The 19,213-nt window shown below is 72.5% G+C and carries 19 protein-coding genes; 10 read left to right on the forward strand and 9 right to left on the reverse strand.

Translation table 11 applies throughout. From position 1 onward, the window contains the following. The first annotated feature begins 61 nt into the window (after window positions 1-61). From CLV34_RS12000 to CLV34_RS12020, 5 genes are all read left to right on the forward strand, one after another. Window positions 62-946 carry a carbohydrate ABC transporter permease gene (locus tag CLV34_RS12000; protein WP_100350533.1) on the forward strand — a complete coding sequence of 295 codons (885 nt, stop codon included), beginning with the start codon at window positions 62-64 and terminating at the stop codon, window positions 944-946. A 3-nt stretch (window positions 947-949) separates the two neighbouring features. Continuing rightward, entirely contained in the window at window positions 950-1,867 is a 918-nt protein-coding gene (locus tag CLV34_RS12005) for a carbohydrate ABC transporter permease (protein WP_100350534.1), read from the forward strand. Beyond that, a complete protein-coding gene (locus CLV34_RS12010; protein ID WP_100350535.1) occupies window positions 1,864-4,515 on the forward strand; it encodes a family 78 glycoside hydrolase catalytic domain in 2,652 nt (883 codons plus the stop codon). The genes CLV34_RS12005 and CLV34_RS12010 overlap by 4 nt, the downstream gene beginning before the upstream one ends. Next, window positions 4,512-6,680 carry a glycoside hydrolase family 3 C-terminal domain-containing protein gene (locus CLV34_RS12015; RefSeq protein WP_100350536.1) on the forward strand — a complete coding sequence of 723 codons (2,169 nt, stop codon included), beginning with the start codon at window positions 4,512-4,514 and terminating at the stop codon, window positions 6,678-6,680. Before CLV34_RS12010 ends, CLV34_RS12015 begins: the two co-directional genes overlap by 4 nt. Window positions 6,681-6,764: 84 nt before the next feature. Continuing rightward, window positions 6,765-7,451 carry a pyridoxine/pyridoxamine 5'-phosphate oxidase gene (locus tag CLV34_RS12020; protein WP_100350537.1) on the forward strand — a complete coding sequence of 229 codons (687 nt, stop codon included), beginning with the start codon at window positions 6,765-6,767 and terminating at the stop codon, window positions 7,449-7,451. Between the two features lie 23 nt (window positions 7,452-7,474). Here CLV34_RS12020 and CLV34_RS12025 read toward each other — a convergent pair whose 3' ends face one another. The 5 genes from CLV34_RS12025 to CLV34_RS12045 form a co-directional block, all read right to left on the reverse strand. Then, on the reverse strand, window positions 7,475-8,491 hold the full coding sequence (locus CLV34_RS12025) for a zinc-dependent alcohol dehydrogenase family protein (RefSeq protein WP_100350538.1): 1,017 nt from the start codon (window positions 8,489-8,491) through the stop codon (window positions 7,475-7,477). A gap of 25 nt (window positions 8,492-8,516) precedes the next feature. Beyond that, window positions 8,517-8,882, reverse strand: a complete 366-nt coding sequence (locus CLV34_RS12030) for a DUF2255 family protein (protein ID WP_100350579.1) — start codon at window positions 8,880-8,882, stop codon at window positions 8,517-8,519. A gap of 52 nt (window positions 8,883-8,934) precedes the next feature. After that, the gene (locus CLV34_RS12035; protein ID WP_100350539.1) at window positions 8,935-9,795 is read right to left on the reverse strand and encodes an SDR family oxidoreductase; all 861 of its coding nucleotides are present in this window, start codon (window positions 9,793-9,795) and stop codon (window positions 8,935-8,937) included. A 5-nt stretch (window positions 9,796-9,800) separates the two neighbouring features. Next, window positions 9,801-10,589: a carboxymuconolactone decarboxylase family protein gene (locus tag CLV34_RS12040; protein WP_100350540.1), complete on the reverse strand. Its 789-nt coding sequence runs from the start codon at window positions 10,587-10,589 to the stop codon at window positions 9,801-9,803. A gap of 88 nt (window positions 10,590-10,677) precedes the next feature. Continuing rightward, the gene (locus CLV34_RS12045; RefSeq protein WP_100350580.1) at window positions 10,678-11,580 is read right to left on the reverse strand and encodes an aldo/keto reductase; all 903 of its coding nucleotides are present in this window, start codon (window positions 11,578-11,580) and stop codon (window positions 10,678-10,680) included. 99 nt (window positions 11,581-11,679) lie between these two features. On the opposite strand from CLV34_RS12045, the gene CLV34_RS16745 reads away from it, so the two are divergent. The 5 genes from CLV34_RS16745 (at window position 11,680) to CLV34_RS12070 (ending at window position 16,286) form a co-directional block, all read left to right on the forward strand. Further along, window positions 11,680-12,498, forward strand: coding sequence for a ferritin-like domain-containing protein (locus tag CLV34_RS16745; RefSeq protein WP_211289434.1), 819 nt, complete (start codon window positions 11,680-11,682; stop codon window positions 12,496-12,498). Between the two features lie 82 nt (window positions 12,499-12,580). Then, window positions 12,581-13,513 (forward strand): helix-turn-helix transcriptional regulator, encoded by a 933-nt coding sequence (locus tag CLV34_RS12055; protein WP_100350541.1) that lies wholly within the window; start codon window positions 12,581-12,583, stop codon window positions 13,511-13,513. A gap of 7 nt (window positions 13,514-13,520) precedes the next feature. Further along, window positions 13,521-13,922 carry a (R)-mandelonitrile lyase gene (locus tag CLV34_RS12060; RefSeq protein ID WP_100350542.1) on the forward strand — a complete coding sequence of 134 codons (402 nt, stop codon included), beginning with the start codon at window positions 13,521-13,523 and terminating at the stop codon, window positions 13,920-13,922. Window positions 13,923-14,074: 152 nt separating this feature from the next. Beyond that, window positions 14,075-15,673 (forward strand): MATE family efflux transporter, encoded by a 1,599-nt coding sequence (locus CLV34_RS12065; protein ID WP_100350543.1) that lies wholly within the window; start codon window positions 14,075-14,077, stop codon window positions 15,671-15,673. 43 nt (window positions 15,674-15,716) lie between these two features. After that, a complete protein-coding gene (locus CLV34_RS12070) occupies window positions 15,717-16,286 on the forward strand; it encodes a GNAT family N-acetyltransferase (RefSeq protein WP_100350544.1) in 570 nt (189 codons plus the stop codon). Here CLV34_RS12070 and CLV34_RS12075 read toward each other — a convergent pair. The 4 genes from CLV34_RS12075 to CLV34_RS12090 all read right to left on the reverse strand — a co-directional run bounded on the left by CLV34_RS12075 (window position 16,270) and on the right by CLV34_RS12090 (window position 19,210). After that, window positions 16,270-16,707: an SRPBCC family protein gene (locus tag CLV34_RS12075; protein WP_100350581.1), complete on the reverse strand. Its 438-nt coding sequence runs from the start codon at window positions 16,705-16,707 to the stop codon at window positions 16,270-16,272. The genes CLV34_RS12070 and CLV34_RS12075 overlap by 17 nt on opposite strands. A 5-nt stretch (window positions 16,708-16,712) precedes the next feature. Continuing rightward, window positions 16,713-17,072 carry an ArsR/SmtB family transcription factor gene (locus CLV34_RS12080; RefSeq protein WP_100350545.1) on the reverse strand — a complete coding sequence of 120 codons (360 nt, stop codon included), beginning with the start codon at window positions 17,070-17,072 and terminating at the stop codon, window positions 16,713-16,715. Next, a complete protein-coding gene (locus CLV34_RS12085; RefSeq protein WP_100350546.1) occupies window positions 17,069-17,596 on the reverse strand; it encodes an SRPBCC domain-containing protein in 528 nt (175 codons plus the stop codon). Before CLV34_RS12085 ends, CLV34_RS12080 begins: the two co-directional genes overlap by 4 nt. Window positions 17,597-17,737: 141 nt before the next feature. Beyond that, complete coding sequence (locus tag CLV34_RS12090; protein WP_100350547.1) at window positions 17,738-19,210, reverse strand: NAD-dependent succinate-semialdehyde dehydrogenase; 1,473 nt, start codon at window positions 19,208-19,210, stop codon at window positions 17,738-17,740. Window positions 19,211-19,213 lie beyond the last annotated feature (3 nt).

The raw sequence follows: 19,213 nt of genomic DNA on the forward strand, positions 1-19,213 counted from the left end.
CCGGCTCCCGGCGACACCCGCGAACCCGGCGCGCACGGCGCCCCCACACAAGGTGATCCCCATGAAGTCTGTCTTCGGCGACCGTCGCGCCGTCATCCTGCTCCTGACACCAGCCCTGCTCGTCTACTCGCTGGTGATGCTCGTCCCCGTCGTCTGGTCGCTCGGATACACGTTCTTCGAGGGCAACGCGATCAACGGCTTCTCGTTCGCCGGCCTCGACAACTTCCGTGAGCTCCTCTCGGACCCCGACGCGCACGCAGCGCTCTGGTTCACGGTCCGCTTCGCGCTGGTGCTCACCGTGGTGCAGGTTGCTATGGGCTACCTGCTCTCCCTGCTGTACGTGTTCGTGCTGCGGCGCGCCTCGAGCCTCGTGCGTACCCTCGTCTTCTTCCCGGTGATCCTGCCGACCGTCGCAGTCTCGCTGCTCTTCCAGCAGCTCTTCGAGTACGCGCCGCGCAACGGGCCGGTGAACTCGCTGCTCAACGTGTTCGGGATCCACTCGGTGGACTGGTTCGGTTCGAGCGGGTCGGCCTTCTGGGTCCTGATCATCATGGAGACCTGGCGCTCGATGGGCTTCTACGCCGTCCTGCTCTACGCCGGCCTCGTGGACATCCCCGAGGAGATCCTCGAGTCCGCCCGTCTCGACGGTGCGTCGGGCGTCCGGCTCGTGCGGCACGTCGTCGTGCCGTTGTCGCTGCCGGTGCTCCTGTCGTCCGTCATCTTCTCGATCAACGGGACTCTGAAGATCTTCGACTCCGTGGTCGCACTGACGAACGGGGGCCCGGGCAGCTCGACCACACCCCTGACCGTCTACATGTTCCAGACGTCGTTCTCGTACGGCGAGTACGGCTACGGCAGCACCATCGCTCTGCTGCTGACCATGCTCTGCCTCGTGGTCACGCTCTTCATCTTCCGTACCTCCCGTCGCGACACCACCAAGGCCTGACCGATGACTGTGACCTCCACGCCGGCGCACGCCCGGCCCACCACGCGTCCCGCACAGCCCGCACGTCGGTCCCGACTGCGGCGCCTCCGCCGCAACCCGCTCGGGACCGTGGCGACCTGGGCCGCGACCACGCTGCTCCTGCTCGTCATCCTGATCCCTCTCGTCTGGCTCGTCCTCGGGTCCCTGAAGACGCAGAACGAGATCCTCAACAAGCCGGCGTTCTCGCTGCCCGACGACTGGTTCAACTTCCAGAACTACGTCGACGCGGTGGTCGACGGAAATCTGGGCACCTACGCGCGCAACAGCATCGTCGCGGTCTTCCCGTCCCTCTTCATGACCATCCTGTTCGGGGTGGCGGCCGGGTTCGCCCTCGAGATCCTCGTGTGGAAGGGCAGGGGCGCGGTCCTCGTCAGCTTCCTGGCGGGGATCATGGTGCCGGGGCAGATGATCCTGCTCCCGCTGTTCACGATCTATTTCAACCTGCACCTCACCGGCACGCTGCTGCCGCTGGTCATCACCTACACGGCCATCGGGCTGCCGCTGACCGTGTTCATGATGGCGACGTTCTTCCGCGGCGTGCCACGCGAGATCTTCGAGGCCGCCACGCTCGACGGCGCGAGCACGATCCGCCAGTTCTTCTCCGTGGGCCTTCCTCTCGTGCGGAACGCCATCTTCACGGTCGCTCTCGTCCAGTTCTTCTTCATCTGGAACGACCTGCTGATCGCGATGACGTTCACCAGCAGCGACGACCTCCGCACCATCCAGGTCGGTCTGCTCAACTTCCAGGGCCAGTTCGGCCAGGTCGAGTACGGGCCGACGCTTGCGGCAGTGTGCCTCAACGTGTTCGCGACGGGCGCCATCTACCTGTTCCTCAACCAGCGGGTCATGAAGGGCCTGACGGCCGGCTCGGTGAAGGGATGACGCCGCCGCGTGTCGTCGCGCTCCGGGCCGAGCACGTCGCCAGCGCCTTGGGGATCGACGAGCCCGCTCCTCGACTCAGCTGGCGTCTCGAGGGCGCCGGCAGTGCGACCGGTTACGAGATCGAGGTCTGCCGCGACCTCGAGACGGCCCCCGAGATCTGTGCGGTCGCCGCGGTAGGCGCACAGGCGCTCGTGCCGTGGCCCGCGCGGGGGCTCGCCCCGAGAGAGCGTGCCGTCGTCCGCGTGCGGACGACCAACGACCACCTGGTCGGAGACTGGTCAGACGAGCTGGTCGTCGAGCGCGGGCTCACCCGCGACGCCTGGTCGGCCCCCTGGGTCAGCCCATCAGTCGCCGCGTCGTCGGAGGGCCCGAGGCCCGCGTTCCTGCTGCGTGCGGAGTACGACCGTCCCGAAGGCGCGCGACGCGTGCGGCTCTACCTCGCCGCTCACGGCGTCTACCAGCTGGAGCACGACGGGATCCGCGTCGACGACACCGAGCTCGCACCCGGGTGGAGCAGCTTCGGGCACCGCCTCCGCTACCAGACCTTCGACCTCGACCAGGCATCGGCGGGGGTCCACGCACTCGGAGTGTGGCTCGCGGACGGCTGGTACCGAGGACGGCTCGGGTTCAACGGCGGGCTCTGGGACGTCTACGGCCGCGACATCGCGCTGCGGGCCCAGCTCGAGGTCATGCATGAGGACGGATCGGTCGTCCAGGTCCCGTTGTCCTGGACCTGGTCTCCCGCGCCGATCACCGCGACCGGTCTGTATGAGGGCGAGCGGCACGACGCCCGGCTCGAGCAGGACGGATGGTCTGCGCCCGGGTTCGACGGCGGCGCCTGGAATCACGCCGCGGTACTCGACGACGCCGCGTTCGGCGCGGCGCTGGAAGGCCCCGTCGGCCCCCCGGTGCGCTGCGTCGAGGAGATCCGACCGGTCGCGGTCGACTGGCGGCCCGACGGCCGGGTCCGTCTCGACTTCGGGCAGAACGTGTCCGGACGGCTGCGGTTCACCGCGACCGCGAATCGTGGGCACGTGGTTCGGCTCCACCACGCCGAGGTCCTGGAGGACGACGCGCTCGCCGTGCGGCCGCTGCGGACCGCGAGCTCGGTCGACGAGTACGTGTTCGCGGGCAGTGGCACGGAGAGCTGGGAACCACGGTTCACGATCCACGGCTTCCGGTATGCCGAGGTCGAGGGCTGGCCCGCGGACGCCCCCGTGTCGGTGGTTGCACGGGTGATCCACTCCGACATGCAGCGCGCCGGCTGGTTCACCTCGTCGCACGCCCTGCTCAACCGCCTGCACGAGAACGTCGTGTGGAGCATGCGGGACAACTTCGTCGACCTCCCGACGGACTGCCCTCAGCGCGACGAGCGGCTGGGCTGGACCGGAGACATCCAGGTCTTCGCTCCGGCGGCCGCGTTCCTGTTCGACTGCACGGGCGTGCTGCGCAGCTGGCTGCGCGACGTCGCGGCCGAGCAGGCGGCTGACGGTACGATGCGCAACTTCCACCCGTGGCTGGAGTGCGGCTTCCCGTCTGCGCCCGCCGCCGCCTGGGGCGACGCCGCGGTGATCGTGCCGTGGACCCTCTACGAGCGGACGGGCGACGTCCAGGTCCTGAGGGACCAGGCGGGCAGCATGGCGGCGTGGGTGGATCAGGTCGACGCCCTCACTGGTGGCACGGGTCTCTGGGACGCGAGCTTCCAGCTCGGGGACTGGTTGGACCCGGCCGCCCCGCCGGACCGCCCGGGGGACTCGGGGACCGACCGTCACCTCGTCGCGACCGCGTATCACGCCCGGAGCGCCCGGCTGACGGCCCAGGCCTTCGACGTGCTCGGAGACCCCGAGCGGGCTGCCCGGTACGCGCAGGTCGCGGACCGTGCCCTGGCGGCCTTCCGTCGGGAATATGTGGCGCCCTCGGGTCGTATCGTCAGCGACACCGTGACGGCACTGTCGGTCGCGCTCGAGTTCGGCCTGCTCGCCGACGACGAGCAGCGTGCCATCGCCGGTCGCCGGCTCGTCGAGCTGGTCCGGGCGAACGACCATCGCATCGCCACCGGGTTCGTCGGTACGCCGCTGGTGTGTGACGCGCTGGTCCGCGTCGGGGCCGTCGACACGGCGTACCACCTCCTCCTCCAGACGGAGTGCCCGTCCTGGCTGTACCCCGTCACGATGGGGGCGACCACGGTCTGGGAACGCTGGGACAGCATGTTGCCCGACGGCAGCGTGAACCCCGGCGAGATGACCTCGTTCAACCACTACGCGCTCGGCGCGGTCGCGGACTTCCTTCACCGCGTCGTCGGCGGCCTCGCGCCGTCGGAGCCTGGCTACCGTCGCGTGCTGGTCGCCCCGCAGCCGGGCGGTGGCCTCACGAGCGGTGGCGCGCGTCATCTGTCGCCGTACGGCGAGATCGACGTCCACTGGGAGCGAACGGGCGCGACGGTGAGCGTGACCGCGACCCTCCCGGAGGGCGTCGAGGGGGAGATCGTGCTGCCCGGGGATGCGGCGCGCCATCGCATCGTCGCGGGCACCACGACGCTCACCGGTAGCTTCCGTCCGGCGAGCGAGGACCCGTCCCGGCCCCGCCTGTGGAACGTCCACAGCCCCGAGGACCGGATCGAGATGGAGCGGGCGGGAGTGGTGGCATGACCCCCGACCTCGACCAGTCGCTGGCTCTCGTGACGGGTGCGGACCTCATGCACACGCGTGCTGTCGGAGACGTGCCCGCGCTCACCACGGCGGACGGTCCCAACGGGCTCGCGATGAACCTCCCCGACTTCTCAGGCAAGGTTCCTGGCACCTGCTTCCCGTCGCCGAGCGCCCTGGCTTCCACGTGGGACGCCGGTCTGCTGGAGCGGGTCGGGGAGGCCGTCGCGTCGGAGGCCCGGGCCGCGGGGGCCGACGTCCTGCTCGCCCCGTCGGTGAACATCCGGCGCTCGCCGCTCGGCGGACGCAGCTTCGAGTACTACTCGGAGGACCCGACGGTGTCCGGTGTGCTGGGGGCCGCGTTCGTGCGCGGCGTCCAGGCGGCCGGCGTCGCGGCGTGCGTCAAGCACTTCGCGGTGAACAGCCAGGAGACCGACCGGATGCGCGTCAGCGCCGAGCTCTCGGCTTCGGCGCTGCGTGAGATCTATCTCCCGGCGTTCGAACGGATCGTCAGGGAGGCGTCCCCGGCGTTCGTCATGGCCTCGTACAACAAGGTCGACGGCACGTACGTGAGCCAGCACCACGAGCTGCTCACGGGGATCCTGCGCGACGAGTGGGGTTTCGACGGAGCGGTCATGTCTGACTGGGGAGCTGTCGACGATCCTGTGGCGGCCGTGGTCGCCGGCCTCGACCTCGAGATGCCGGGCCCCGCGCTCGGATCCCAGGCGGCGCTGCGGGAGGCGTGCACGGAGGAGACGGTCCGCGCGGCGGTGCTTCGTGCCGGCGCGCGAGTCGCTCGCGCGGCGCGGAACTGGTCGGATCGACCGGGGCGCGCGGTCGACGTCCGGGCACATCACGACCTGGCGGTGGACGCCTCGGTGGCGTCGATCACGCTGCTGCGCAACGACGGTGTGCTGCCGCTCGCGGGCACCGTGTCATCGGTCGCGCTGGTCGGCTCCCTCGCGGCTGAGCCGCACCGCCAGGGCGGCGGGAGCGCCGGGGTGAACCCGCTGCGGACCGACGACCTTGCGACGGAGCTGCGAGCCCGGACCCGCGCCGAGGTCAGGTGTGTCGCAGGCTGTGCAGCGGACGGTGGCTCGGACGCCGCGCTCGCGGACGAGGCCGTCGAGATCGTCGCACGGTCCGACGTGGCGGTCGTCGTCGTCGGGCCCCCGCCGGGCGCCGACTCCGAAGGACGTGACCGGTCGACGCTCGAGGTGCCAACCGGTCAACGCGAGCTGGTCGGTCGGCTGTGCGCCACAGGGACGCCGACCGTGGTGGTGCTGAACAGCGGGGGCACCCTGCTCACGGCCGGGTGGTCGGACGACGCGGCGGCGGTGCTGGCCTGGTGGCTACCGGGTGCAGGTGGGGGCGAGGCGCTCGCGCGGGTGCTCGTCGGGCACGACGAGCCGGGGGGCAGGCTGACCGAGACGATCCCCGTGCGGCTCGCCGACACGCCCACAGCGGGCTCCTTCCCGCAGCCAGGTCGTGCCCTGCACGCTGAGGGCGTGCTGGTCGGCTACCGCTCTTACGACCGGCTGGGTCGAGAGGTGGCGTTCCCCTTCGGTCACGGCATCGGCTACACGACGTTCGCTTTCGGGTCGTTGTCAGCGACAGTCGACGGCGAGGAAGTCGCACTGGCCTTCGACGTCACGAACACCGGTGCGCGGGACGGCTCGACGGTCTGGCAGGTCTACGTCGCGGAGCCCGAGCCGTCGGCGTCCCGTCCTCTACGGAGCCTGGCCGCCTTCGGACGTGTGGCGCTCGCTCCCGGGGAGACGTCCACGGTCCGGACGGCGCTGCGTCCACGCGTGTTCGAGCGCTGGGACGACACGCTCTCGTGCTGGGTCACGGACGGGGGGGCGTACCGCGTCTCGGTCGGCGCGTCGTCCAGAGACCTGGCGGAGCATGCCGACGTCACCCGGGAGCGCCGGGTGCCCCACCCCGTGCTGGGTCCGTCGTCCACGTTGCGGGAGTGGCTGACGCACCCGGTGCTGGGCCCTCGATTGCTGGAGGCCGCCCGTGGAGCGGACGACGACGGTGCGACGTACGGGTTCCTGTCGAACCCCGTCATCGTGCTGATGATCGGCGACCTGCCGATCCGACGGCTCTTCGGTGACCCGTCTCAGGGATTGAGCCAGGACCTCCTGGATCGCGCATCCTCCTGATCAAGGCGAATACCGCTCGTCGCCCTGGCATGCTGGGTGACGCTGCTGGCTGCCAGGGCCGGCCGAGGCGCGGAGGAGGAGGGTGTGACCACCGGACGCACCGAGTACACCGGCGAGGGCCTGGACGAGCGCGACCTCGCGCCCGCGCCGCTCGCCCAGGTCGAGAAGTGGCTCGCCGCGGCACACCACCGCCAGGCCGAGCGCGGCGACGTGCCGGAGCCGACGGCGCTGTCCGTCGCGACGGTCGACGCGGCCGGCATGCCGGACGTCCGGACCGTCCTGATGCGGTTCCTGGACGCCCGCGGCCCGGGCTTCGTGACGGACCTCGGGTCGGCGAAGAGCACGCAGATCCGCGCGACGGGCGGCATCGCGGCGTCCCTGACGTGGCCTGCGATGTTCCGGGCGGTGCGGTTCCGCGGCCGCGCCGTGGAGATCGGCCGCGACGAGATCGCCGCGTACTTCGTGTCCCGGCCCTGGGGGTCGAGGATCAGCGCGTGGGCGTCCGACCAGTCGCGCCCCGTGGCCGACCGTGCGGCGCTCGTCGCTGCGTCTGCGCGCTACGCGGCCCTGTACCCGGACACGGGATCGCCCGACGACGTCCCCGTGCCGTCGAGCTGGGGCGGCTGGCGGGTGGCGTGCGACGAGGTCGAGCTGTGGGCGGGCCGCCGTGACCGGCTGCACGACCGGCTGGTGTACGTGCGGACCGCTGACCCGGCTGCCCCGGCGCTCGACGACCCGGGTGCGTGGGAGGTCGTCCGCCGCCAGCCGTAGCTCGTGCAGTCCCGTGCTGGACGTCAGGGGACGAGCAGGGTCTTGATCGCCCGGCGCTCGTCCATCGCGGCGTAGCCCTCCGCCACCTCGGACAGCGGCAGCGTCAGGTCGAACACCCGGCCCGGGTCGATGCTGCGATCGAGGACCTTGCGGACGAGGTCGTCGAGGTAGGCCCGCACGGGCGCGGGTCCGCCGCGCAGCCCGACGTTGCGCCAGAACATGTGCTGCTGTGCGATCTCGCCGACGTGCGGCACGCCGACCCAGCCGACCGTGCCGCCGGGGCGGGCGGAACGCAGCGCCTGGTCGACGGAGTCCTCCGTGCCGACGCACTCGAGCACCGCGTCGGCGCCGATCCCTCCGGTCAGCTCAAGGACCTGCCCGACGCCGTCGTCGCCGCGCTCCGCCACGATGTCGGTGGCGCCGAAGGCGCGGGCCACGGCCTGCCGGTCGGCGTGGCGGCTCATCGCGACGATCCGTTCGGCACCGAGCTCGGCGGCGGCGAGGACGCCGCTGAGCCCGACCGCTCCGTCGCCGACGACGACCACGGTCGACCCGGGACGCACGCCGGCGCTCACGGCTGCGTGCCACCCGGTGCACATCACGTCGGACAGGGCGAGCAGCGACGGGACCTGGTCGTCGTCGGGGTGTCCCGGGGTCGCGACGAGCGTCCCGTCGGCGTTCTGCACGCGGATCAGCTCGGCCTGGCAGCCGTCGTACCCGGTGCCGTGCAGGCAGTGGGACTGCATGCCCGCACGGCACACCGCGCAGGTGTTGTCGGACGTGAGGAACCCGCCGACGACGAAGTCGCCGACATCGACGGTCTCGACGTCCGCGCCGACCGCCTCGACCACACCGACGTACTCGTGCCCGATGGGCGTCGGCGTGGTGACCTGCTGGATGCCGCGGTATCGCCACAGGTCCGACCCGCAGACGCACGCGGCGACGGTCCGCACGACGGCGTCCGTGGGCTTCTCGATGGTGGGGTCGGGCCGCTCCTCGAAGCGGACGTCGCGGGTTCCGTGGATGACGGCGCCGTGCATGGTTCTCCTCAGGTCGGCGGACGGGTCAGCGCGGGTCGACGCGCAGAGTGGTGGCGCGGGCTACGGGGCTGGTGATGCTCTGCACCGCGGACCCGGTGCCGTACTTGGCCCGGTACGCGGCGTCGACGGCGTCGTCCCGGCTGTCGTCGGGCGTGAACGTGACCTCGGCGTGCACGCCGCCGGCGTCGATCGCGCCGGTGCCGGTGCGCTGCACGCCCCGGTACCAGGCGCCGTCCTGTCCGCGCACGGACCGGACGTAGAGCCGGTCGTCGACGACGACGTGCCACACGGTGCGCGGGGTGCGCAGCGTGCCGTCGGGCCGGTGGGCGGCGACCTCGAGCTCGCCGTCGCTGTCGATCGCGGTGAGGTCCGCGGCGTCCCAGGTGCTCATGTGCGGGTTCTCCTTCGGGTGGGTGCGGGGTCGGAGCATGAGGCGGGCGACGTCAGAGGCCGGGCGGGTAGTCGGTGGACGCGGCGACGTCGCGCTGCGCCTCGAACCCGGCGACGCGCTGCTGCAGGGTTGCGACGGTCGAGTCCAGGGCCTGCGACCCGAGCACGAGCCGCAGGGGTGCGGGCTCCACGTCGACGGACTCGATGATCCGCGCGGCCATGCGGACCGGGTCGCCGGCGGCGAGGCCGTTCGCCGGGTCGAGCATGGCCTCGAACGACCGGGCGGGCGTCCCGGCGTACGCGGGGATCGCGCCCGCGACCTGCGCGGACCCGTACCGGAACTCGGTGCGCGCCCCGCCGGGCTCGACGATCGTCAGGCCGATCCCGAAGCCCGCCACCTCGGCGGCGACGGACTCCGCGAACCCTTCGATGCCCCACTTGGTCGCGTGGTACAGCGAGTTGCCGGGGAACGCGACCTGCCCTCCGTACGACGAGATCTGCACGACGCGCCCGCCGCCCTGGGCCCGCAGGTGGGGGAGCGACGCCCGGATCAGCTGGATCGACCCGCGCAGGTTGGTCGCGATCATGCGGTCGACCTGGGCGTCGCTGAGCTCCTCGGCCGCGCCGAACAGCCCGTAGCCGGCGTTCGACACGACGACGTCGACGCGACCGTCGTCGCCGAACGGCTCGCCGGCGAACGCGCGGTCGACCGTGTCGCGGACCGCGGCCGCGTCCGTCACGTCGAGGAGCGGCGCACGGAACGTGTCGGGGTACCGCTCGAGGAGGTCGGCGACCTTCTCGGTGCCGCGGACGGTCCCGACGACGCGGTCGCCCACGGCGAGCAGCTGGGCGGTGATCTCGCGGCCGAAGCCTGACGTGACGCCGGTGATCAACCAGGTGCGGGTCCTGGTCATGGTTCTCAGTCCTCCCTGGAGGTGGTGGGGGTGGTCGGCGCGGCCGGCGCGACGGAGTCGAGCGCGCGCAGCGCGTTGAGGGTGCGGGGGTACCCGACGTACGGGAGGAGCTGGGTGAGCACCGTGACCAGCGTCGCGCGATCGTTGCCGACCCGCAGGTTGGCGGCGACGTGCCCGGCCACCTGCGGGTCGGCACCGCCGAGCGCGACGCGCATCGCGAGGGTCAGCAGCTCGCGGGTCGGCACGTCGATGCCGCCACGCGTGTAGTGGTCGCCGAAGCAGTTCGCGGACAGGTACCGCTGGACGTGCTGCTCGTCCGTGGGGGCGTTCGCGTACATCGTGTCGACGGTGTCGGCGCCCACGATCTGCTGCTGGACGGCGAGCCCGCGGGCGGCCCGGTCCGCGCGCGTCGTGGTCGACTGCCCGGGCAGCGGGAGCTCCACGCCGTGCTCGAACAGGACCTCGTTCGTCGCGTGGAGGTAGTCGAACACCCGGCCCATACCGACGTAGGGCACGGCCTGGTAGACGACCTCCTTGAGCTCGACGGGCGTCACGCCGACCCGCAGCGCCGCCCGCGCGAGGACCCGGAACTCGCCGAGCGCCCCGCACGCGACGAGAGCCGCGAGCTGGACCAACGTCCGCGTCCGGGGCTCGAGCGGCGCGTCGCGCTGCACGTCCCCGAACGCCCACTCGTCGAAGTGCTCGACGAGCTCGGGGTCGGTCCGGGCGAGCGTCGACGTCTGGTCGCCGAACAGCTCGTCGTGGTGCTGCTGTGCCTCGACGCTGGGCGCCATGGTCGTCCTCCGGTCTCTCGTTCTCGCGTCCTCGAGTCGGCGCGCACGGGCGCGGGCCCGCCGCCGTACAGGAACGTGTCGCGCGTGCTCAGGCCTCGGGGATCTCGCGGGCGAAGAAGTCCGGACGCGGGACGTCCGGGTCGGGTCCGCCGCGCACGCCCGTCTCGAGCGCGTCGATCGCGGCCAGCTCGTCGTCGCTGAGGACGAAGTCCCCGACGGCGAGGTTCTCGGCGATGCGCGAGGGCGTCACGGACTTGGGGATCGCGGACCGCCCCTGCTGCAGGTGCCAGCGGAGCATGACCTGGGCGGCGGAGCGGTCGTGCGCGACAGCGATCGCCGCGATGGCCGGGTCGTCGAGCGTCGAGCGACGGTCGTCGCCACCCCAGCCCGGGTAGAACGTGATGCCGCCGATGGGGGACCACGCCTGCGTCAGCACGCCGTGCCGCGCGTCGGCCTCCTGGACCGCGCGCTGCTGGAAGTACGGGTGCAGCTCGACCTGGTTGACCGCGGGCACCACGTCGGTGCGGGCGAGCAGGTCGTCGAGGTGGTGCGGCATGAAGTTGCTGACGCCGATGGCGCGGACCCCGCCGTCCGCGAGCAGCCGCTCGAGCGCCCGGTACGCGTCGACGGTCGCGTCGAAGCGGTCAGGCGCGGGCTGGTGCAGGATCAGCAGGTCGAGCGTGTCCAGCCCGAGCTTGCCGGTCGCCTTGTCGAACGCGTGCAGGGTCGCGTCGTACCCGTAGTCGGAGACCCAGACCTTGGTCTCGACGAACACGTCGGCCCGGTCGACGCCCGACGCGCGCAGCGCTCGCCCGACCTCGCGCTCGTTGCCGTAGGCGGCGGCGGTGTCGACGTGCCGGTAGCCGGCCGCGAGCGCGGTCTCGACGGAGGCGATCGTCTGCTCGGGCGGTGTCTGGAAGACGCCGTAGCCGATCGCGGGCATCGTCACGCCGTTGTTCAGGGTGAGGGTGGGGATGTCGGTGGTGGCCATGTCCTCCACGCTAGGAGCGCGTCGTGCGCGGGGGGAGGCCCTGTCGGTACCCCGCTCGCCGGGTCCCCTCTCCGGCGCCTCGGGGCTAGGTTCCTGGGTATGAGCCCCGACGGAGCGAGCCGTGACAATCCTCGGACACCGACCTTCGCGATCTGGGTCGGGCACTTCCGCGACAACCTCGAGACTCAGGCGGCGATGGAGCGCGAGATTCCCTGGGGAGCACCGTGCACGCTCGCCGGACCGGACCGCGCGGCGTTCGTGAGGTCCTTCCAGCGGTTCGAGCTCGGCGAGGACGGCGACGGTGCGCGCCTGCTGGCGAAGGCCCGGCGAGCAGGCGATCCCGAGTACGTCGAGGCGCTGCAGATGCTCGTCGCGGAGGAGCAGAGGCACTCCGCCCTCTTCCGTCGCGGTCTCGACCACCTGGGCGCTCCGACCCTGTCGGCGCACTGGTCCGACGCGGCCTTCACCCAGCTGCGGCGCGCCCTGGGTCTGCGCACCGAGCTCGCGTTGTTCCTCGTCGCCGAGTCTGTCGCGACGGACTACTTCACGGCTCTCGCGACCCGAGCACCCGACCCGGTGCTCCGTGGGATCGGCCGACGTGTCGCGTCCGACGAGGTCCACCACCTGCGCTTCCAGGTGGACCGCCTCCACGTCGGCTTCGCCGACACGCCCCGGGTCGTCCGAGGGGGGTTCGGTGCGGTCTGGACGGTGGTCGCGGCCGGTGCGGCGACGGTCCTCGTGGTCGATCACGGTCGGGCCCTCCATGCCTGCGGGCTCCGCCGACGGCAGGTGTGGCTCGGGGGGATGAGGCGCTTCGTGGCCCAGGCGCGCGCCGCTCTCGCCGGCGACGCGCCGGGGATGCTCGGCCCGGCGCTGGCGGACGAGGTGGCAGCGGCGACCGGCGGAACCCGGCATTGACGTGCCGGGTACCAGCAGGACCTCCCACCGCCCTGGTCACCGCCGTACCGTCGGAAGCATGAGCGGAGCCACAGGGGACGGGATGGACCTCAAGACGGAGACGCGGGAGTTCCTCGCGACGCGTCGGGCGCGCATCACCCCGGACAAGGCGGGCCTCCCCGCCTACGGCGGCAACCGCCGCGTGCCGGGGCTGCGTCGCGAGGAGGTCGCGATGCTCGCCGGCGTGAGCGTCGACTACTACACGCGCCTCGAGCGCGGGAGCCTCGGCGGCGTGTCCGAGGAGGTCCTGGAGGCGCTCGCGGGCGCGCTCCAGCTCGACGAGGCGGAGCGCGGGCACCTGTTCGACCTGGCCCGCGCGGCGAACGCGTCCGGCGCCGCCCGCTCCCGGGCGCGACGCGCCCCTGCGCCGACGCCGCGTCCCGTGGTGCAGCGGGTCCTCGACGCGATGGACGGCGTCCCCGCGTTCGTGCGCAACGGCCGGCTCGACGTCCTGGCGTCGAACCTGCTGGGGCGGGCGCTGTACGCGCCGATGTACGACTCGCCCGAGCGGCTGCTCGACCAGCCCGTGAACACCGCCCGGTTCCACTTCCTCGAGCCGGACGCCGCGCACGCGTTCTGGGGCGACCGGGCCGACCGGATGGCCCACGACGCCGTCGCGATCCTGCGGGCGTCCGCGGGCCAGAACCCGTACGACAAGGGCCTCACCGCGCTCGTCGGAGAGCTGTCGACGCGCAGCGAGGACTTCCGCCGCCTCTGGGCGTCGCACGACGTGCGCTACCACCGCAGCGGCACGAAGGTGTTCCACCACCCGGTCGTCGGGCGGCTCGAGCTCGACTACGAGGCGTTGCTGCTGCCGGCCGACCCGGGGCTCCAGCTCAACGTCTACACCCCGCAGCCGGGGTCGCCCGCAGAGGACGGCCTGAAGCTCTTGGCGTCCTGGGCGGCGACGACGCTCGCGCCCGCGAGGGTGCCCGCTGCCCAGCCGGCCGCCACCTCCACGATCACGAAGGACTGACCCCAGCATGAAGAAGCTCGACAGGACCGCGACCGTCAAGAACCCGCCCGAGCGCTTCACGGGCGACGTGTGGCTCGACATGGTGGTCACGCCCCAGGAGGGTGACCAGCGGGCGATCGTCGGCCGCGTGCGGTTCGCGCCGGGCGCGCGCACGGCCTGGCACCGGCACGCGCGCGGCCAGTTCCTGCACGTGCTGGCGGGCGTCGCGCTGATGGGGTCCCGCGACGGTTCGGTGCTCCGCGCCGTGCCGGGTGAGACGCTGTACTGCCCGCCGGGCGAGGACCACTGGCACGGTGCGACGCCGGACGCCTTCATGGAGCACCTCGCGATCTCGGAGAACGCGGACGACCCGGCGGAGAGCACGGTGTGGTTCGAGCACGTCAGCGACGCGGAGCACGCCGCGGGCTGAGGCTCCCGGGCCTTCGCGACCTCTTCGCAAACCCTGTCGTCGATCGTCGGAAAAGGGGCTGCGCGACGCCGGGTCGAAACGATACGATCTCTCCTGCCGACGGCACGCGGCGCAGCCCCCACCAGCACTCGACCAGGAGACGTCGCACCCCCATGCCCCAGGCATCCCTCACCACCGGACGACCGTGGCGCGTCGTCCTGCTGTTCGCGGTCCCCCTGTTCGTCGGGAACGTCGTCCAGCAGCTCTACCAGGTCACCGACGCGTTCATCGTCGGGCGCGGGCTCGGCGTCGACGCCCTCGCCGCCGTCGGCTCGACCGGCAGCCTGCTGTTCCTGCTCATGGGGTTCTCCTGGGGCATGACGTCCGGGTTCGCGATCCCGACCGCCCAGGCGTTCGGGTCCGGGGACGCGGCCGCGGTGCGCCGTTCGGTCGCCGCCGGGACGCTGCTCACCGCGGGCGGCAGCGTCGTCATCACCGTCGGGTCGCTCCTCCTGGCCCGCCCCGCGCTCGAGCTGCTCCAGACGCCGCCCGAGCTCCTCGACGACGCGACCACCTTCGCGACCGTGACCTTCGCCGGCGCCGCCGCGACCATGGCCTTCAACTACCTCGCCGGGATCATCCGCGCCATCGGCGACTCGCGCACCCCGCTCGTCTTCCTCGCGGTGAGCTGCGTGATCAACGGCGCGCTCGTCGCCGTCCTCGTCGGGGTCGTCGGTACGGGCGTCGGGGGAGCGGCGCTCGCGACCGTCGTGTCGCAGGCCCTGTCCGTCGTGCTGTGCCTGGCGTACGTGCGCCGGCGGGTGCCGGCCCTGCACATCGGCCGCGCCGATCTGCGCGCCGCCGTCACCGCGTTCCCCGGCGACCTGCGCCACCACCTGCGGATCGGCCTGCCCATGGGGTTCCAGGCCTCGATCATCGCGATCGGCGCGCTCGTCGTGCAGGTCACGCTCAACGAGCTCGGCTCCGACGCCGTCGCCGCGTACACCGCCGCGAGCCGTGTCGACCAGCTCGCCGTCGCGCTCCTCGCGTCCCTCGGCCTCGCGGTCTCGACGTTCGTCGCGCAGAACCACGGCGCGCTGCGCCCCGACCGCATCCGCGCCGGCGTGCTCCAGGCCACCGCGATGTCCGTCGCCGGCGCGGTCGTCCTCGGTGCCGTGCTGATCGCGTGGGGCAGCGACATCGTGCGGCTGTTCCTCGGCGGCGGTGAGGAGCAGGTCGTCGACATGGCGGCCTGGTACCTCACCGTGAACGGCGCGATGTACGCCGTCCTCGGCGTGCTGTTCGTGCTGCGCGGCGCACTCCAGGGCCTCGGCCGGACGCTCGTCCCGACGCTCTCGGGCGTGCTCGAGCTCGTCATGCGCATCGCAGCGGCCCTCACGCTCGGCGCCGCGTTCGGCTACCGCGGTGTCGTGTGGAGCAACCCGCTCGCCTGGATCGGGTCGGTCCTGCTGCTCGTGCCCGCCTACGCCGTGTGCCACCGCGCGCTCGGTCGCCGCAGCCTCGCGGACGACGTCCGGCTCGCCGCTGACGTGCCCGTCGACGAGCCGCTCGTGCTCGACGGTCCGGCCGAGGGCTCGCTCGTCGCCGAGGTGACGACGACCCTCGGACCCCGGTCGCGCGGACTCCGGCGCGTCGTCCGTGCGGGACGCCGCGAGGCCGTCGCGACGACGTGCCGTGTGCCGGCTCGTGGGAGCGGGTCAGGGACGTCCGCGCGACCGCTCGACGTCACCGGCGAGCAGCGCGACCGGTAGCGTTCTGACCGGTCCCGAGGACCCGGACAGACCAGGAGCGCGCATGCCGAACTCGCCCACCTCTCGCCTGCGACCCGCGACGCCCGACGACGCCCCCGCGATCAGCAGGGTCTACGACCACTGGGTCCGGACGTCGACGGTCACGTTCGCCCTGGACGCGCCGCCGTCGTCGTACTGGGCGGACAAGGTGCGCGACGTGCAGGCGCACGGGTGGCCGTTCCTCGTGGCGGTCGACGACACCGAGCCGGGCGACGCCGAACCCGACGAGATCCTCGGGTTCGCGTACGTCAACACGTGGCGCCCCCGCGCCGCGTACCGGTTCACCGTCGAGGACACCATCTATCTCGCGCCCGAGGCGCGCGGCCGGGGCCTCGGCACCGCCCTGCTCGCCGCCGTCCTCGACGGCGCCCGGGCCGCCGGCCTGCGCCAGGTCGTGTGCGTCGCCGCGGACGACGAGTCCGGCGCGTCCCTCGCCCTGCACCGCCGCCTCGGCTTCCGCGAGATCGGGCGCCTCGACGCGGTGGGCTTCAAGTTCGACCGGTGGCTCGGGACGACCGTGCTGCAGCTCGACCTGGCGCCCGGGGACGGCCCGCCCGTCAGTGCCAGTCGCTGATCCGCACGTCGTCGGGGGCCGGCGCGCCCGTGCCCGTCTCGACGTACTGCTTCAGGCTCAGCAGGAACGTCGCCCACTTGGTCGAGCAGTGGTGCATGAACTCGACCGGCTCCTGCCAGCCCGCGTGCTCGAAGAGCACGATCGTCCACCCGTCGTGCTGGGTGAGCTCGAACGTCACGGTCGTGCCGATCCACTCGTCCGGCCCGTCCGTGACCTCCCACCGGACGCGTTCGTCCGGCACCTTCTCGAGCACCCTCATGTCGAAGCCGCCCACCTCGCCGAAGCGGAACGCGAGGACGCCGTCCTCGTCGCCGCTCGTGTCGGTCGTCCACCAGCCGGCCAGTCCCTCGACCGTGGTGAGCGCTGCGTAGACCTTCTCGGGCGCGGCGGTGACGCCGACCCGGTGCAGGATGTCCACCATCTCGATCACTCCCGTTCGTCGTGCGCGGAGGCGGTGCGCTGGATCGCCTCGGCCAGGCTCTTGATGCGGTGCAGCCGTGCGTCCCACGTGGCGCCGACGGCGGCGAGCTGCGCGACCGCGCGCGCGAGCTGTGCCTCGTCGACGTGGTAGCGCTTCTCCCGGCCGACCGGGGTCGAGCGGACGAGCCCGGCGCGGTCGAGGACGACGAGGTGCTTGGCGACGGCCTGCCGGGTGACGGGCAGGTGCGCGGCGAGCGTCGTGGCGGTGCCGCCGCCGTCGGCGAGCAGGAGGTCGAGCATCCGACGGCGGGTCGGGTCGCCGATCGCGGACCAGAGGTCGTCGTCGACGGTGCTGACGGTGCTCATCGGCCGGACGCCCCGGACGCTCCGGGCGCACCGGGCTCGCAGGCACCCTCGCGGGCGGACGCGGACGCGGCCGCGAGGCGCGGCAGGTAGAAGTCCCAGCCCTGGCGGTGCGACGCGTACTGCTCCTCGAGCACCGCGGCCTCCCAGCCGTGCTCCCGGTACCCGGTCTCGCGGAACCGCAGCATGGTGGCGCCGTCCGCGGGGACGAGCTCGAACGTCACGAGCAGCGAGTTGCCCGGGCCGGCAGCGGCGCCCTCGTCGTACGTCCAGCGGAACGAGAAGGTGCGCGGCGGGTCGGACTCGACGACGGTGAAGGGGGTCGACTCGGTGCTCCCGGTCGTGTTGTCGGTCCAGCTGAACCGGCCGCTGGCGCCCGGGACGGGGTCGACGTCGGTCGCGGCGCTCCACCAGTCGCGGATGTGCTCGGGGGTGGTGAGGACGGCGAACACGACCTCGGGTGGTGCGTCGATGTGCAGCTCGCGCTCGATGCTGCCGATCTCGTGGTGCTGGCGCGCGTCGTCCATGGGGTCCCCTCTCCGTGGCGGGCCGCCGCCCACCGTGACATGAGTGCAACCATCGGTTGCATGACACGATAGACCGGCCTCGGGTGCAGCGCAACCATTGGTTGCGCGATGATCGGCGCGAGAGGGGCACCGCGCGCTCGCTCAGGCGAACGGGTCGGGCGTGAGCGTGTACTTCGTCTGCAGGTACTCGTGGATGCCCTCGGCGCCGCCCTCGCGCCCGAGGCCCGACATCTTCCAGCCCCCGAACGGCGCGGCGGCGTTCGACACGACCCCGACGTTGAGGCCCATCATCCCGGTCTCGATGCGCTCCATCATGCGCTGCCCGCGCGCGAGGTCCTGGGTGAACACGTACGACACGAGGCCGTACTCGGTGTCGTTGGCGAGGCGGACGGCGTCGTCCTCGTCGTCGAACGGGACGATCGCGAGGACCGGCCCGAAGATCTCCTCGCGGAGGAGGTCGCTGCCGGCGGCGACGTCCGACAGGACGGTGGCGGCGTAGAACGAGCCCGGACGGTCGATCGCGGACCCGCCGGTCCGCAGCGTCGCACCGCGGTCGACGGCGTCCTGGACGAGCTCGCCGGTCTTCTGCACGGCGCGGTCGTCGATGAGCGGGCCGATGGTGACGCCGTCCTCTGTGCCGCGGCCGACGCGGAACGCGTCGACGCGCTCGGTCACGCGGCGCGCGAACTCGTCCGCGACGGACCGGTGCACGATGAACCGGTTGGCCGCGGTGCACGCCTGGCCGATGTTGCGGAACTTCGCGGCGATCGCGCCGTCGACGGCCCGGTCGAGGTCGGCGTCCTCGAACACGACGAAGGGCGCGTTGCCGCCGAGCTCCATCGAGGTGCGCAGCACGCCGCCCGCGGCCTGCTGGAGGAGCTTCTGCCCGACGGACGTGGACCCGGTGAACGAGACCTTGCGCAGGCGCGGGTCGCCGATGATCGCCTCGGACACCGGACCGGTGTTCGTCGTGGTGACGACGTTGACGACGCCCGCGGGCAGGCCGGCCTCCTCGAAGAGCTGCACGAGGAACAGCGTGGTGAGCGGGGTCAGCCCGGCGGGCTTCACGACGACCGTGCACCCGGCGGCGAGCGCCGGGGCGATCTTGCGGGTGGCCATCGCGAGCGGGAAGTTCCACGGGGTGATGAGGAAGCACGGCCCGACGGGGTGCTGCGTGACGATCATGCGTCCCGTGCCCTCGGGGTTGGTCCCGTAGCGGCCCTGGATGCGCGGCGTCTCCTCGCTGAACCAGCGGAGGAACTCGCCGCCGTAGGCGACCTCGCCGCGCGCCTCCGCGAGGGGCTTGCCCATCTCGACGGTCATGAGGAGCGCGACGTCCTCCTTGCGCTCCTGGAGCAGGTCGAACGTGCGGCGCAGGATCTCGGCGCGCTCGCGGGGCGGTGTGGCCGCCCACGCGGGCCCGGCCTCGCACGCGGCGTCGAGGGCGGCGACGGCGTCGGCGACGGTCGCGCTCGCGACGTCCTTGACGGCCTGCCCGGTCGACGGGTCGTGCACGGCGAAGGTCGCGCCGTCCTCGGCGTCCCGCCACTCGCCGGCGATGTACAGGCCGCCGGGGACTGCGTCGAGCAGCTCTGCCTCGCGGTTATCACTCATTGC

Source organism: Luteimicrobium subarcticum (assembly GCF_002798015.1).
Classification (GTDB): domain Bacteria; phylum Actinomycetota; class Actinomycetes; order Actinomycetales; family Cellulomonadaceae; genus Luteimicrobium; species Luteimicrobium subarcticum.

Excerpts from the sequence above, each read along its gene's own strand:
- CLV34_RS12000 (WP_100350533.1), top strand. The coding sequence starts at position 62 with ATGAAGTCTGTCTTCGGCGACCGTCGCGCCGTCATCCTGCTCCTGACA.
- CLV34_RS12005 (WP_100350534.1), top strand. The coding sequence starts at position 950 with ATGACTGTGACCTCCACGCCGGCGCACGCCCGGCCCACCACGCGTCCC.
- CLV34_RS12010 (WP_100350535.1), top strand. The coding sequence starts at position 1,864 with ATGACGCCGCCGCGTGTCGTCGCGCTCCGGGCCGAGCACGTCGCCAGC.
- CLV34_RS12015 (WP_100350536.1), top strand. The coding sequence starts at position 4,512 with ATGACCCCCGACCTCGACCAGTCGCTGGCTCTCGTGACGGGTGCGGAC.
- CLV34_RS12025 (WP_100350538.1), bottom strand. The coding sequence starts at position 8,491 with ATGCACGGCGCCGTCATCCACGGAACCCGCGACGTCCGCTTCGAGGAG.
- CLV34_RS12030 (WP_100350579.1), bottom strand. The coding sequence starts at position 8,882 with ATGAGCACCTGGGACGCCGCGGACCTCACCGCGATCGACAGCGACGGC.
- CLV34_RS12035 (WP_100350539.1), bottom strand. The coding sequence starts at position 9,795 with ATGACCAGGACCCGCACCTGGTTGATCACCGGCGTCACGTCAGGCTTC.
- CLV34_RS12040 (WP_100350540.1), bottom strand. The coding sequence starts at position 10,589 with ATGGCGCCCAGCGTCGAGGCACAGCAGCACCACGACGAGCTGTTCGGC.
- CLV34_RS12045 (WP_100350580.1), bottom strand. The coding sequence starts at position 11,580 with ATGGCCACCACCGACATCCCCACCCTCACCCTGAACAACGGCGTGACG.
- CLV34_RS16745 (WP_211289434.1), top strand. The coding sequence starts at position 11,680 with ATGAGCCCCGACGGAGCGAGCCGTGACAATCCTCGGACACCGACCTTC.
- CLV34_RS12055 (WP_100350541.1), top strand. The coding sequence starts at position 12,581 with ATGGACCTCAAGACGGAGACGCGGGAGTTCCTCGCGACGCGTCGGGCG.
- CLV34_RS12060 (WP_100350542.1), top strand. The coding sequence starts at position 13,521 with ATGAAGAAGCTCGACAGGACCGCGACCGTCAAGAACCCGCCCGAGCGC.
- CLV34_RS12065 (WP_100350543.1), top strand. The coding sequence starts at position 14,075 with ATGCCCCAGGCATCCCTCACCACCGGACGACCGTGGCGCGTCGTCCTG.
- CLV34_RS12070 (WP_100350544.1), top strand. The coding sequence starts at position 15,717 with ATGCCGAACTCGCCCACCTCTCGCCTGCGACCCGCGACGCCCGACGAC.
- CLV34_RS12075 (WP_100350581.1), bottom strand. The coding sequence starts at position 16,707 with ATGGTGGACATCCTGCACCGGGTCGGCGTCACCGCCGCGCCCGAGAAG.
- CLV34_RS12080 (WP_100350545.1), bottom strand. The coding sequence starts at position 17,072 with ATGAGCACCGTCAGCACCGTCGACGACGACCTCTGGTCCGCGATCGGC.
- CLV34_RS12085 (WP_100350546.1), bottom strand. The coding sequence starts at position 17,596 with ATGGACGACGCGCGCCAGCACCACGAGATCGGCAGCATCGAGCGCGAG.
- CLV34_RS12090 (WP_100350547.1), bottom strand. The coding sequence starts at position 19,210 with ATGAGTGATAACCGCGAGGCAGAGCTGCTCGACGCAGTCCCCGGCGGC.